Source organism: Gillisia sp. CAL575 (assembly GCF_000403785.1).
GTDB lineage: Bacteria > Bacteroidota > Bacteroidia > Flavobacteriales > Flavobacteriaceae > Gillisia.
The window spans coordinates 17,557-32,302 of record NZ_APHJ01000043.1; the positions used below are offsets into that span (position 1 = coordinate 17,557).

Consider the following 14,746-nt stretch of genomic DNA (forward strand, 5'->3'; position numbering starts at 1 on the left):
ATTATTGATTTTTAGAATTTCTCCATGCTTTCCAAGCACCAGAAGACCATAATGCCCAAATAATGAGTATTGGTTGAAAGAATAGTCTAATGAGCCTTGCTTTATCTGAATTTAATGCGCCAAATGCATCTTTTCCATCCAAATATTGTGCAATGTTCCCTGGGAATATTAGTATAAAGAAGATAGCGAGTATCCAGCCTATGCGGGAACGCTGGTTTTTCCATAATAGCAGTGCCAGTCCCAACGCCATTTCAACTATTCCTGAGAGTATCACTACTAAATCCTTGCTCATTGGTACCCAATCTGGTACCTGAGCCTGAAATTCAATTCTATTGAAAGTAAGATGACTAAACCCAGCATAAATCATGAATAAGGCTAACACAATTCTGAAAATATTTTGTGTTGTAGAGGTTGTAATATCTTTTTGCATAAACATATATCCTATCGTGCAAAATTATATCGTGCACGATGCAAATATATGAAGTGTTATAATTTACTGTATCCTTATTAAGATAGAATTAGCTAAGTGTTTATTTAAAATTAACAATTTAAAATAAATTACTTTTTTATATATCTTCAGGAAAATCTTGTAATTAATTGATTTATAGGGTTTACAAATAGATTTCTTTGCTAGTTTTATAAAATTATAGAGCTAAATTCCATTTATTAATTTGAATTAATGAGTATGAATTATAACTGAAATTAAGAATAGGGGAGAAATAAAAGTTATAGGCTAGATGTCCAAAAACTAAATTAGACTTTTTTAAGATTGGGGACATGCTATGTATTTGATAACAACTAATTCCTATAATCCTTTTTAAAAATACTTTATTTAGATGATCTTATTAATGAGAAATTGCCATCGTATTGGTTACCATTCTCAATATTAAATTGATACCAGTAATCATCTGAGGGCATTTTTTTTCCATTAAAAGTTCCATCCCATCCAATACCCATTGGATCAAGTTGTTTTAAAAGTTTTCCATAGCGATCAAAGATCTGAATAGGGGAGCTGTTTAGGATTGCATTACCCTTGATGATCCACTTATCATTATACCCATCATTATTAGGAGTGAAAAATTTAGGGATTTTTAATTCTCCAATAATATCCGGTTCCTCCTCACAAAATTCAGAAATCAATTTAAAAGTAGTTTCCGTTACGCAGTCAGGATTAGCATTAAAACTTATTCTAGCTGTAATTATTTCTTCCGAATACTCAGAATTTATATACATTTCTGATAAGGGTTCAGGAATTGGATCTCCATTTTCATAATAATATTCTAGAGAGATATCCGTATTTAATTCTTTAATATTCTGATCTATTAGCAGGAGATTAAAAGTAGAATAACCATCATTGATAGGATCGCACGAAACAATATCTTTTAAATTGATCGGGTTTAAGCTATCTATTTCGAGATTTATTGCATAAGAGCTAAAGCACATATTACTAGAATATACGCTTACTCTATAAATCCCGGAATTGATCTCTGAAATGTTCTGAATAGTTGGGTTGGCCTCTGTACTATAATAATTATTGGGACCAGACCAATTATAAACTAGTCCTTCTTTAGTAGTAAGAGTTACATTAGAACCTAAGCAACTAGTTAGAGTACTAAAGGTTTCTGAAGATTCATTTAACGTGCTCATTTGTAATTTGACAATCCATTGATCCCAACCTCCATTCGTATTTTCAGATTTATCCCCTGAAGCATTGGAAGTAGACCAGCCTCCAATAATATAATTACCATCACTGGTGGCTAGAATTGAATTTAATTGATCGGTTTCATTACCTCCAATTGTTTTGTCCCATTCAATAATTCCATCACTATTCAATTTTACTAACCAAAAGTTTCGCTCTCCTAGGTTATCCTCTGATTTGTTTCCTGATGTATTAGAAAATGTAGATATTCCTACGATAAAACCATTATCCTTGGTTTCAGTTATATATGCATCCCAATCTGTACTATCACCTCCCAAAGTTTTTTGCCATAAAATCTCTCCATATGGGTTCAGTTTTAAAACCCATGCATCTACAGAATTACATACCGAATTTTCAGATTTTTCACTAGAGATATTAGAAGAAGAAGTTCCACCTATAATATAATTTCCGTCTGAAGTAGTTTTAAGAGAAGACACATTGTCTCCATTATTTCCACCAATAGTTTTTTGCCATTTAATATTCCCGGACTCATCAATCTTTAAAATCCAATAATCGGCAACCGTAAATGAACTCCTTGAGTTTTCTGTTTTCTCGCCAGAAATATCAGACATTGAAGAGCCTGCAATAATATAGCCTCCATCATGAGCTTTAATGATTTGCTTCGCAGAATCTCTTTGAGAACCACCAATAGTTTTTTGCCAAACTAAATCGCCTAAAGAATTTATTTTGACGATCCACATGTCAGTGATTCCTCTGGAATCTTCTGTTTTCTCCCCGGAAATATTTGATTCTGATTCTCCAACTAAAATATAACCACCATTGTCAGTTTCCAGAACCGAGAAAAGCCTGTCGTTCTCATTACCGCCATATGTTCTATCCCAAACTATATTTCTTTGAGAGTCTAGTTTTACCACCCAGTAATCATCTTTTCCTCTTGAACTCTCAGATTTATCTCCTGAAATACTAGAGTTGCTATAACCTCCAATTAGATACCCAGCATCACTAGTTTCAATTGTAGAATTTGCAAGATCAAAATAACTTCCACCTATTGTTTTTTGCCAAATTAATTGCCCGTTACTTTTGTTAACCTCAGAGATCCAATAATCATTAAATCCTCTCGAATTATCAAATTTATCTCCCGATATGTTTGATTGTGAATAACCGCTTAATATAATATTTCCATTTCGAGCAATTATCATATCATGTATGGCGTCATTCTCAGATCCACCTATGGTATTTTGCCAGATAATGTTAGATTGAGAATAGCAATTCGCTGAAAGTAGGAAGCTTAATAGCATTAGAAAATTTCTCGGCATATAATAAAACTGAAACGGCATAGGTTCTTTTAAATTAACTCTTTAATTTTCACTTTTAATAGGAAATGTATGTTTAAAACAATTTTACATACATATCGTAAAGGGCCTGTTACGCAAATATTCATTTTAATTAAATAGATTATCCATAATTATCTCTGCAGCAACTTGACTACCCTTTAAGGAAGGATGAAACCCATCTGGGCCATAATATTCTTTAGTTTTCATTGAATCTATATAATCTTTCCAAATCCTTCCAACAGGAAGTAAAATCGCGTTATTGATAGATGCTGCATCCTCATGATTTTTTATGACACTATCAAAACTGTGATAGTATTTTAATGATGGCCAAACCATAAAGTATGCTAGTTTGGCATCATTTAATTTACACAATAGGCTATATTCCTTTCCATATTCTAATAGCATTTTTCTACCATCTTCCTGAGAAGAAGGTCCTTGTTGAATAATCACAAAATCATAATTTTTACTTGAAATCAGCTTCTGTACTTTTCCTACATTCCAATGGTCTTCTATAGCATAATTAGGTTATGCAATCATTCTGGTCCTGACTTCTAATCCTTTTAGTTTCGCATTTTCCCTTACAAGTTTTGGTAAGTTGTTAGTAAAGGTAAGACTGTTGCCAATAAACAAAATGTTTATACTTGTTTTTGCACTATTGTTATTACCTTCTTGTTGACCATATAAATTAAAACTAGCGATTATTAGTGTGAAAATTATGAACAATACTTTATTCATTCACATATGGTTTTTAATAACGGTTATGTTTATCGTAAAAAAAATCAAACTTATTAAATATGCGTTTTTTATTTCTAAAAGGGAACTAAAACATCAAGTTTTAATTGTAACCCCCTGTTGCAATTAATTTAATTTGGGAGCGAATTTTACAATTCTTTGCTCACAATATAAATAGTATAAATCAAATAAAAGGCTAATAATAAGAAAGCTTCCCATCTATCCAGTTTCTTTCTTTTACCCGTAAACATTGCTACAATTAAAAAAACTGTTCCACCAAATAATATTGCAAGGTCTTGATTGAAATTATCATTAAAACTAACAGGATTAATTAATGAGCTAATAGAAAGTATGAGTAGGATGTTAAAGATGTTTGAACCAATTACGTTCCCAATTGCCAGATCGCTATTCTTTTTGATAGCAGCTACTATAGAGGTTAATAGTTCTGGTAGCGACGTGCCAGCAGCAATAATTGTTAATCCTATGATCTTCTGGCTTACTCCTAATTCTGTTGCGATGTCTATACTATTATCTACTACTAATTTGCCTCCAATTATTAGTCCCGCAAGACCGATTAAAATTAATCCCCAGATCTTAAAATTTGATTTTTCCTGATACGGGGATATTTCGGTTTTTTCAGTTTTTATTTGTTTAAACACGTAGTATAGAAAAAAGATAAAACCTGTGAACAATAAGATCCCATCAACTCTCGAAATTTCTGAATCTGGATTTAGGAAGAAATCATTTGCAAGGAAGAATAATACTACGGTAATAATAAGTGAAATTGGAATTTCTCTCCAAGCGGTTGAAGATTGCACGGTAATAGGATACACCAATCCTGCAATTCCCAAAATAATGAATAGGTTGAAATTATTGCTACCAATGATATTACCCATAACTATATCTGATAGACCATTGGCTGAGGCTACAGAATTCACAACCAATTCTGGTGCAGAAGTACCGAAGGCAACAACTGTTAAGCCGATAACCAAATCAGATATATTGTTCTTTTTTGCTAATGCAGAGGAGCCATCAACTATCCAATTAGCTCCAAAAATTAAACCAGCAAACCCAACTACGATTAACAATAATGAAATAATCATATTTATTGATATGTGTTATAAATTCAAAATTCTGACATTTTCTAATTCAAGGATTGTAAATAGGGCTATTCCTTATCTGATCAATTATTAGTTAATTCCCGACTAAATTATTACATTAAAATGAGATACTACTATTACTTTAAAAGCAAATTAATGTGAAATTTTCTCTAATATTTCACTTGGCTAGCTTTAGAGATTTATCTTAATTCTAAATATCATTTTTTTGTTTAATATTTAAAATTAAAGATTTATAAAAGTGAATGAACTATCTGCTATAAATGCAGTAATATTATTTAACTCTTACCGCTTGAGTGATAAAAGATAAACCTTGTTGACCCATGGTAGAATTCATCATTCCCTCAAATAATGGTTCCGGACAATTTTCTGGAATTTTCCATTCAAAAATGAAATTGGAACCAGTTCCTCCTGTAGTATCTATTTCATCTATAATAATCTCTGCTGTTTCTAATGGCGCCAAGTAAATAGGTTGATCAAAATACTTTCGCACAGATTTTCCATGAGTGTCAAAATATTCAGCTTTCAAAATATAAATAGTATCTAAGTCGCTGGTATTTCTCAAACTAACCATAGCGATAAGATTGTGGGTTTTATGCTCGGACATAGTATAAATTTGCGAGTAAATAGATAAGTAAGATTTACCATATTCAAGCGAATCCTTGGAATCAATAGAAGTAGTTCTTTTAGCCCAGTTTTCAGAATTTATTGAATTGTTCTTTTTTGATTTATTACAAGCGAAAATTAGAGTAGTTGCAAATATTAATAAAATAAATTTCCTCATATCAGTTCATTTTTAATTCATTAGCTAACCATTTTTAGAAACCCAAAGATCAATTAGGTTAGACATATTCTAAGAGGTTTTTCTATTAGTTAGCTAGTCTCTAAAATATTACATTTTAATAGAATACTCTTTACCTGCGTTTATTGATATTGGACGTAATTATTTTACTAGCTGTTATATTCGCTGAATGTACTGCTCCCTCCATATATCCAGGGAATTCTGGTGAGGACTCTGAGCTTGAAATTATTAATTTATCTTCGAAATAAGATTTACCAAAAATAGGATTGCCATTATTTTGATGAGGGAAAATATTTGTAATATCTTCTTCATAGGAGTTCTCTTCTAATCGCCAAACACATTCCTTATATTCAATAAATTTTTCCGCCTTTTCTCCGAAGACATTTGTAACCTGATCTATAACTTTTGCTCGTCTTTCAAAATAACTCATATCCTTAAAGGAAGAATCTATAAAACCGCAAAGAGCATATTTAGATCTACTATGATTACTATGGTCGTAAAATTCTGTAATAGGTCCAACATTGCTGAACAGAGTCCCGGAAAGTTTATTTTGTTCCCAAAAAGGTTCCTCATAGGTTAAGGCAAGCTTAATGGAGTCCTCCATCCAAGTGTGGGTTTGGGTTGCAACACTCATTAAATCTTTTGGAAGTTGAGGATGAAATAAGATTTTTTTTGACCATAATTTAGGTGGAATCGCAAGAACAACTGTACTAGCCTCAATTAACTTATCAGTAAATACCTGAACTGAACTCTTGAGGAACTTAATTTCTTTCACTGTTTGATTAAAAAGAATATCCTTTTTATCTAATTTTTGATACAAAGTCTGTACAAGATTAGATGTACCACCAGAAATTCTATAACTAGGTGGTTGACTTGGAATTTGTATAGCTTCCGCAGGAGAACTTGAATTGGATTGAAAGTATACTGTTCCATCCATATACTGTTCAAAGAAATTTATTTCTAATTCTTTCAACAATGCAGATAGTGAGGTATGCTGATTTCCAAACCAAGTCGCACCCATTTCAAGGGGTGTATTGTTTTTTCCATATAAAGTATTGATTCTTCCACCAACTCTGTTTCTTGCCTCTAAAATTTTAAATGGAATCCCTTCTTGCTTTAAACGGTAAGCAGTTAAAAGTCCTGATAGTCCTGCTCCAATTATTAATATCATTTTGTAAAAATAATGAAGTTGAAACTATAATTTTCTTTTGCAAGAACCTTTTTAAATATATAGTTTAGAACCATACTTTTTTGTGGATAGGTTTAGTATATGGTTTTCAATATTATTTTATTTCAGGAATATTTAATCCTAAATTGTAATAAACCTTAAACAATGTTCTAATCTATTAAAAAAGATGGTAGTATTTACCCTCGAGTAAATGCTGCCATCTTTATATTCATATTCAATTTTAGTATGTAAGATATATTACTCTATTCATAAAAATTAACTGCTCCAGTATTAATATCGTACATAGCGCCAATAATCTTGATCTCACCATTTTTTTGCATTTCTGAAAGAACATCACTTTCATTCAAAATTCTATCTAAAGTAAGCTGAACATTTTTTGCTGAAACATTATCTACAAAGTCAGAATTTGATGAATTGCGCATACTTGAATCTTGCGGCTCTTTCACGGCTACTACTGCTGGTTTAATTTTCGCCAACATATTGGTAAGATTACCAAGTTTAGCATCGTCACAAGCGCCTTTTATAGCGCCACAAGCTGTATGTCCTAATACTACAATAAGTTTTGTTCCTGCAAGTTTACAAGCGAATTCCATACTACCTAAAATATCCTCGTTCACAAAATTCCCTGCAATCCGAACACTAAAAATATCTCCAAGTCCTTGATCAAAAACTAATTCTGCAGAAACTCTGGAATCTATACAACTTAAAATAGTTGCAAATGGGAATTGCCCATCACTGGTGTCATTTACCTGCTCTAAAAGATTTCTATTGGCTTTTAAATTATTTTGGAACCGAACATTGCCTTCAGTTAAAAAATTTAATGCCTTTTCAGGAGTCATTGTAGCTTGTGTTTCTTTTGTATGTGCTTTCATAATTTATGTTTTAATTATCTATTTAAGTTATGCGGATTTAGATCTTAGTTTAAAAAACTGAATATAGCTTGGTGGGTTTTCAACAATACCTCGCTCTGAAATCAATTTTATATTTATGTTGCGCTCTTTAGCTTTAAAAGCAAAATCGTCTAAAATTTCTATAATATCATTATCCAAATATCTTGTTTTTCTAACATCCAATTCTAAATAGGAGTTTTCAGGTAAGCTTTCTAATTCCTTTAAAATTGCACCTTTGTTAAAAAATGTAACCTCTTCAGCTAAAGTCATTTTAATTATACCTCCAATTGTATCTTCTCCTTCTTTGTGTAAGAAGTGTGAGTTTTGATAACTCTTTATTAAAATAACAACAATTCCTACTGCCAATCCTAATCCAATTCCGTAAAGAAGATCAATAAATACAATTCCCAATACCGTTATTGTAAAAGGAATAGACTGTTTCCATCCTAAATCGTACATTTTTTTAAATAACGCTGGTTTCGCCAATTTATAACCTACAATCAATAAGATAGCAGCTAAAACAGATAGCGGAATCATATTTAATAGGTTTGGAATAACCATTACCGAAAGTAACAAAAGGAATCCATGTATAATTGCAGATAACTTGGTTCTACCTCCAGATTGAATATTTGCCGAACTTCTTACAATTACTTGTGTTATTGGCAATCCACCAATCATTCCAGAGATGATATTACCAGTTCCTTGAGCTAGTAATTCTCTATTAGTTGGAGTCATGTTTTTATGAGGATCTAATTTATCTGTTGCTTCAACGCATAATAAAGTTTCTAAACTCGCCACTAAAGCTATGGTAAAGGCCACAACCCAAACTTCTGGATTAACAATAGCACCAAAATTCGGGAAACTAAATTGTCCTAAAAAAGAGGAAACATCATCTGGTACAGGAACACTTACTAAATGAGATTGAGAAACAGCCAAAGCATCATTAGATTTTGTGACTAAAAAGAAGATGATTCCTGCTGCCACAGCAACTAAAGGTCCTTGAATTACTTGGAAAAATTTAGATTTTTTAGATAATACTTTATCCCATAATAATAAAATGGCTAGACCTATAATCCCGATTAATGCAGATCCTGGTCTAATATAGTTCACCGTTTTAAATATTTCTGAAAAGGTGTTTTCACCATCTATTTGAAAAAAAGCAAAATCTCCTTGAGGATCGGCATCATATCCAAAAAAATGAGGAATTTGTTTCAGAATAATAATAATCCCTATTCCGGTAAGCATTCCTTTAATCACAGAAGATGGGAAATAATAACCAATAATCCCTGCTTTGAGAATTCCGAAGAGTAATTGAATAACACCACCTAATACAACTGCTAATAGAAAATTTTCAAATCCTCCTAAAGAACCGATGGCTGTTAATACAATGGCAGCTAATCCTGCGGCTGGCCCACTAACTCCAATTTTAGATCCACTTAGACCACCAACAATAATTCCTCCAATAATCCCAGCAATTAAACCTGAGAAAAGTGGCGCTCCACTAGCCAAGGCAATTCCTAAACAAAGAGGTAGTGCCACAAAAAACACCACTATACTAGCTGGGATATCACTTTTTAAATGCGAAAAAACAGTATTCTTCATAATCCATTTATTTTGTAAAAATCAAATTTATAGCGGCAAATATAATAATACTTTTTATAATGATAGTAATACTATCATAAAAAATTGTTTTGCTTTTGTACATTTGAATTTTAATCACAACCTTTTTCGATATTCGATTCTCGTGTGGCAAATAGATAAAATGAGTTTACAAATAAGATTTTCTTTAAATGAGGGTTTATTCCTTAAGGATCCACAAGATTCTAAACTGGGGAAAAACATTATTCAACATAGTATCCTTTTAATAGATGAATATGGTTTTGAATCTTTTACATTTAAAAAACTAGCAGAGAAAATTGGTTCTACCGAAGCCTCCATTTATAGATACTTTGAGAACAAGCATTTATTATTAATATTCTTGGTAAACTGGTATTGGGAATGGGTAAGCTATCTTATTAAGGTAAATACGACGAATGTGATCGATCCAAAAATGAAATTGAAAATCATTATTCATTCTTTTGTGTTTGCGCCAAAGGATAATCCGGGTGTAGAATATGTTAATGAAAGTAAATTACATAATATTGTGATTTCTGAAGGGGTGAAGGCGTATCATACAAAAGATGTGGATAAGGATAATTCAAAAGGATTTTTTAAAAGTTATAAAAGCTTGGCGAATGAGGTGTCTAACGTTATTTCCGAGATCAATCCGCAGTTTAAGTATCCATATGCTCTGGCCACCAATCTTTTTGAAATGTCTAATAATCACATCTATTTTGCCAAGCATCTTCCAAGACTTACAGACATATCGGTTAATGGAAATAATGTGAATGAAGTGGAAACTATGTTGAATTATTTTGCTGATAAATTATTATCCTAACCTATATAATCGTTTCATCTAGACGATGAGGTTTTATTCTTTTTAACTAATAAATGGAAATTAAGTAGAGTAGGGCAGAGCTGTATATAATAACTATATGAGTTTTCGATTTAGTAGCTAAATCCTAATTATAATTAAATTTGGTAGTCAATCCCATGGGTCATTTTTGACCATGATACAATTGCAATATTGTAAAAAGCAAAACTTCTTTTCTCATATTAATTTTCTTTTCATGATGAATTTTAAAACATGTACAAAATGTCTTTCAATTCAAAAAAGCAGGGTATAAAATGACAAAGTCAATACTAATTTTTTTAAGGATCTTAGGCTTGGTTTTGAATAGAAACTGAATCAACTTTAACTCTTTTCGAATATTGAGATTATATCTTTTTTATCTAAAATCCAGTTGAAATTTTCTAGGTTCTTTATTATTTATCTTTTTTCTTTAGACAGCGTCCTCTAGGCTCATTACCTTCATATAGTACAATTTCTGAATGCAAAAACTTAGCAGCCTCTGCTGAATCTTTCACTTTGGTAGCACTACGTTCTAACATTGTAGTTTCAAAATTGGTTAAAACACTATCCCTTATCCCAGTTTTTCTCCATTGAGATAAAGGTCTACATCCTATTGATATTCCTCGAGCTAGTGCTAGAGCATCCAACAGGGCTTGATTAGCTCCCTGTCCTTTAAATGGGCTCATTGGGTGAGCGGCATCTCCAAGCAGAGTCACCTTGCCAGCCTTTCTCAATAATTCTGAATCGAGCAGTTCTCGGTCGTATACGGGATAGCCAGAAATTTGAGTTTCCAGAGTTGCTGCTAGGATCTGTGGAATAGGATCGTGCCACTGAGTTCTACGGCAGGCTTCTTCTTTTAGAACTTTAGGTCCCTGAAGACTTAAAGCTTTTGCTTCATTTTCTGCCATAGGGAAGCTAAGTTGCCACATCACAGCATCTGACGAATACGGCATCATATAAATTCTTTCGTTACCATTTGCGGTTTGAAACACTGTCGCCGAATCGAGCAAGGAATCATCAAGTTCTCCTAGCGCGTCCAATGGACAAATTCCTAGAATCACAATACAATCCAAATATCTAAGCGGGGTTAGGTCATCACCAATCAGCAAGCTGCGTACCGAGCTACGTATACCATCGGCGCCTACAACGAGATCTGCCTTGGCAATTTTCATTTTCCCATCTAATTGAAAGCTTAGATCAATCCCTTCTTCCTCATTTTCTTTAAAATCTACTAGTTGATGACCCCATTGCACCGCCTCATGTCCGCCGAGTTGTTCTAGTAAGGCTAATCGCAAAGACTGCCTTGCGATATGTACATTTGTGCGTTTGGTTATAGTTTTTAAATCTGACTGTAACCATTTTCTAACTCCCCACTCACCAAGCACTTTTCCTTCTATAGTGTGTACTACATGTCTTGTTGAAATCACTCCTTCATCTAAGCTTAAAATACCCAATCCTTTAATCGCATTACTTGCTTGTTGCAAGGTGAGTCCGTAGCCTTGAGATCTGGTATTAAAACCACTATCTTTCTCATAAAGAGTAAATGGGATTCCACGGTGCAAACAAGCTACTGCCAGAGCAACTCCTCCTATACCTCCGCCTACAATTGCAACATGTGGGAAATTTTCGCTATCTGCAATTGGAGTGCTACTAGATCGAATCAATCCAGATCCATCACAGTTCAAACATGGATCGAGATGACGTTTCGGACGAATAGGAGCCATTTCATCACCGCCCGTTTTTTTATATTGATCTAGAGCCTTCTGATATCGTAATCGCACCTTCTTGCGAAGCCTTCGACTCTTTTTTCCCAGTCCTTGACATTCCTGGCAAATACTCCAACCTGTCTCCACATTTTTCCTCATTTTCGATTTCTCATTGCTCATCCTGATGTATACTCCCATTATAAGAAAAGGATTAGAAGACTTTTATACAATGGTTAATTAGACACAAAAAACCGATATATTTTCAGAAATTCATAATTTAAAATTTCTTCTTTTCATTTAAAGTCTTAATGGAGGGATAAAATTATAAAGGATTTTTTACTCAGTAAGTATAGAAAAAACATATAAATTAGAAATGCAGCTCTAATTAACATAGATGGGTTTAGTTGATAAGTATAAGTTCTTCTAATTTTTTTCTTAAAGCATCGCCTCTCAATTTATTTGCAATGACGGTTCTTCACCCTCAAGGGGAATACTGAAAATTTTCAATGCGATTGTCAGTTTTGTTTTACTTGATTATGAAAATATCGACTTTAATAGTTTCCCACTTTTAATGTTTAACCGATGTTCTGGTTTAGATTCTCTCCCTTTCCCATTTGTGAACTTATAAATGGAATTTTTGGAGCTAAGAAGTAACCTGTTAAACTTGCGAATAAAATTGGGATAAAATAGGAAAACCCAGTTAGAGTTGCCAATAAAATAGTTGTGCTCATTGGTGTTCGAGTAACGCAGACATTAATTGCTGCCATACAACTTATGATAGCCAAAGTTAAATTTGTACTTGGGAATAATTGATGAATAATCAAACCTAATATTGCTCCCACAAAGAATAAGGGAATAATAAAACCACCTCTCCAACCTGAAGTTACTGTAATTGAAATAGCAACTATTTTAAATATTAAAAGTAAAATTAAGAGGTTTAGGTCCAGATCATTTGTCAGCAGTTCATTTATCTCGTGATGACCAAAATATCTTGTCAGAGGGAAATAGTAGGATATAATTCCTAATAAAATTCCACCAATTAATGTTTTAATATAGATTGGAATTGGTCGTTTTTCAAATAGGGATTTGAAAAATTTGACACAGTAAATAAATCCCCATCCGATAGTAGTAGAGACTATTGCAAAAAGAATTGCACTTCCAAAATCAAATATTCCAGAGTATTCATAAGTAGATAATTCCCAAACAGCACCAAGTCCAAGGTGAACTATTAAGGCAAAAATTACATAGCTAAAACTACTTGCAACTAACGCAGGAATAATTGCTTTATAATATTCAAGAGAATGTTTATGATGTAAAATTTCTAACGAAAATAAACTTCCGCCTAGAGGTGCACCAAATAAAGCCGTAAATCCAGATGCCATTCCTGCTATACTTAAAGACCTCAATTCTTCCCCTTTAAGTCTAAATATTTTTCCAAGCCAAGTGCCTGTAGAACCTGTTATTTGCACTAAAGGAGCTTCAGGACCAAGACTTCCTCCAGATGCAACACATAGTAAGGATGACAAAATCATGGAAGGATTATTCTTAGGATCCAGTTTTCCTTTGTTGAATTTAATGTTATCTACCATTAAATGAATCTCTCCTGGATCACCAATAAAATGTATTATTAAGCCTGCGAAAAGTCCACATAAAGACATTACAGGAATAACTTGCCAACCTTCAAATACCGCAATTTTATGGGTTAAAAATTCAAGAACAATCCAATATAATCCTGCTATAACCCCACTTATCAATCCTAGTATTGCCCATAATAAAAAAGTTCGACTAAAGACGAAAGGATTAAATCTAATAGGTTGATCTAAAATATTTAAATACGTTATTAATTTGCGTCTTTCTTTAAGCTTCACCTTTAAAATTTTGGCAAATATAGCACTCTAAAATATTTTTAATCCTGAAATATTGCGACTGTGTGTTATATTGATATTATTTGAGTTTTTTTGTATGCTTTTTGTTATTTTAAATATTCAACAATTCTAAATTCTATTTATTTGTTTTGATTTAATTTTTCGACAGTGTTCATTTTGTTCTTTCATTAGGTATAGTGCTAAAAGGTTTAATTTTTAGTCAACCTATTTCAGGAAAGTACACATTTTTGAATAGTTGGTAACGGTCTTGGTTAAGGCAAGTAGCGTGGAGTAGGGACACGTTCTTGTCGGCTTAGTTGGTTTTTACTTGGTGTCTAAAATAGCACTTTTCACCAGAATGCCCGCTATTTGCGCTTAACCGATGTTGTGCAAAGTATTTTTTGTACTTAAACATGTTGCTGAACGGAAATTCAATTTTTTTTGTCAAGGACAAATACTCTTTTCGTGATTAATGTTTCCTTATTAGATACCTAAATACTATCCTCAATTTGACTTGTTTCAATTATATAAATATCTTTTACAACTCCGTGTAAATAATTTAAGCCAGATTTAGTGAAAACTGTTTCAAATTGTATTAATCCGTTTCCAATTGTGTCTTCAAATGCCAGACGATTTGGAAATCTATCAAATTCTTCTATTTCTAAATTTTCATAATTTTGATCTGTCCCAACATGAAAGAATATATATCGCTCCTTAATTTTTGAATCGTTAGTATTGCCAAAGTTTCTATTATATTCAATTACACCTTTTACCATTGTATTTATAAATACGGTATCTGGAAAAGTAAACGTATTAATCTCTCGATTATCTTGTTTAGAATCACTTGGTTTTTCCTGAAGTAAGGATTTACTTTTATCTTCCTTACAGGAGTTTAAAGCCAATAGAGAAATCAATAGTATACTAAGTCTTTTCAATTTTAATTTTCCTAACAATTTGATAATATTATTCGGTAATCTTTGGTTGATTTCAATTTTGCA

The 14,746-nt window shown here is 32.5% G+C and carries 12 protein-coding genes; 1 reads left to right on the plus strand and 11 read right to left on the minus strand.

Annotated elements, in window-relative coordinates; all coding sequences use genetic code 11:
• Window position 1: 1 nt before the first annotated feature.
• The 8 genes from I130_RS14285 to I130_RS14320 all read right to left on the minus strand — a co-directional run bounded on the left by I130_RS14285 (window position 2) and on the right by I130_RS14320 (window position 9,327).
• Window positions 2-430, minus strand: coding sequence for a DoxX family membrane protein (locus I130_RS14285; protein ID WP_034924735.1), 429 nt, complete (start codon window positions 428-430; stop codon window positions 2-4).
• Between the two features lie 398 nt (window positions 431-828).
• Window positions 829-2,958, minus strand: coding sequence for a T9SS type B sorting domain-containing protein (locus I130_RS14290; RefSeq protein ID WP_198012060.1), 2,130 nt, complete (start codon window positions 2,956-2,958; stop codon window positions 829-831).
• A 144-nt stretch (window positions 2,959-3,102) separates the two neighbouring features.
• Window positions 3,103-3,444 carry a hypothetical protein gene (locus tag I130_RS16835; protein WP_232224150.1) on the minus strand — a complete coding sequence of 114 codons (342 nt, stop codon included), beginning with the start codon at window positions 3,442-3,444 and terminating at the stop codon, window positions 3,103-3,105.
• A 431-nt stretch (window positions 3,445-3,875) separates the two neighbouring features.
• Entirely contained in the window at window positions 3,876-4,829 is a 954-nt protein-coding gene (locus I130_RS14300; protein WP_034924694.1) for a calcium/sodium antiporter, read from the minus strand.
• Window positions 4,830-5,118: 289 nt separating this feature from the next.
• The gene (locus I130_RS14305) at window positions 5,119-5,628 is read right to left on the minus strand and encodes a DUF3124 domain-containing protein (RefSeq protein ID WP_034924697.1); all 510 of its coding nucleotides are present in this window, start codon (window positions 5,626-5,628) and stop codon (window positions 5,119-5,121) included.
• A gap of 130 nt (window positions 5,629-5,758) precedes the next feature.
• A complete protein-coding gene (locus I130_RS14310) occupies window positions 5,759-6,817 on the minus strand; it encodes a flavin monoamine oxidase family protein (protein WP_034924700.1) in 1,059 nt (352 codons plus the stop codon).
• Window positions 6,818-7,077: 260 nt separating this feature from the next.
• Entirely contained in the window at window positions 7,078-7,707 is a 630-nt protein-coding gene (locus tag I130_RS14315) for a carbonic anhydrase family protein (protein WP_034924703.1), read from the minus strand.
• A gap of 27 nt (window positions 7,708-7,734) precedes the next feature.
• Window positions 7,735-9,327: a SulP family inorganic anion transporter gene (locus I130_RS14320; protein WP_034924706.1), complete on the minus strand. Its 1,593-nt coding sequence runs from the start codon at window positions 9,325-9,327 to the stop codon at window positions 7,735-7,737.
• 160 nt (window positions 9,328-9,487) lie between these two features.
• On the opposite strand from I130_RS14320, the gene I130_RS14325 reads away from it, so the two are divergent.
• The gene (locus I130_RS14325; RefSeq protein ID WP_034924710.1) at window positions 9,488-10,162 is read left to right on the plus strand and encodes a TetR/AcrR family transcriptional regulator; all 675 of its coding nucleotides are present in this window, start codon (window positions 9,488-9,490) and stop codon (window positions 10,160-10,162) included.
• Window positions 10,163-10,590: 428 nt separating this feature from the next.
• On the opposite strand, the gene I130_RS14330 is transcribed toward I130_RS14325, so the two are convergent.
• The 3 genes from I130_RS14330 to I130_RS14340 all read right to left on the minus strand — a co-directional run.
• Entirely contained in the window at window positions 10,591-12,042 is a 1,452-nt protein-coding gene (locus I130_RS14330) for an FAD-dependent oxidoreductase (protein ID WP_034924738.1), read from the minus strand.
• Between the two features lie 416 nt (window positions 12,043-12,458).
• Complete coding sequence (locus I130_RS14335; RefSeq protein ID WP_034924713.1) at window positions 12,459-13,751, minus strand: chloride channel protein; 1,293 nt, start codon at window positions 13,749-13,751, stop codon at window positions 12,459-12,461.
• A gap of 488 nt (window positions 13,752-14,239) precedes the next feature.
• Window positions 14,240-14,746 (minus strand): hypothetical protein (locus I130_RS14340; protein WP_232223999.1); only part of this gene is annotated, 507 nt, incomplete at its 5' end.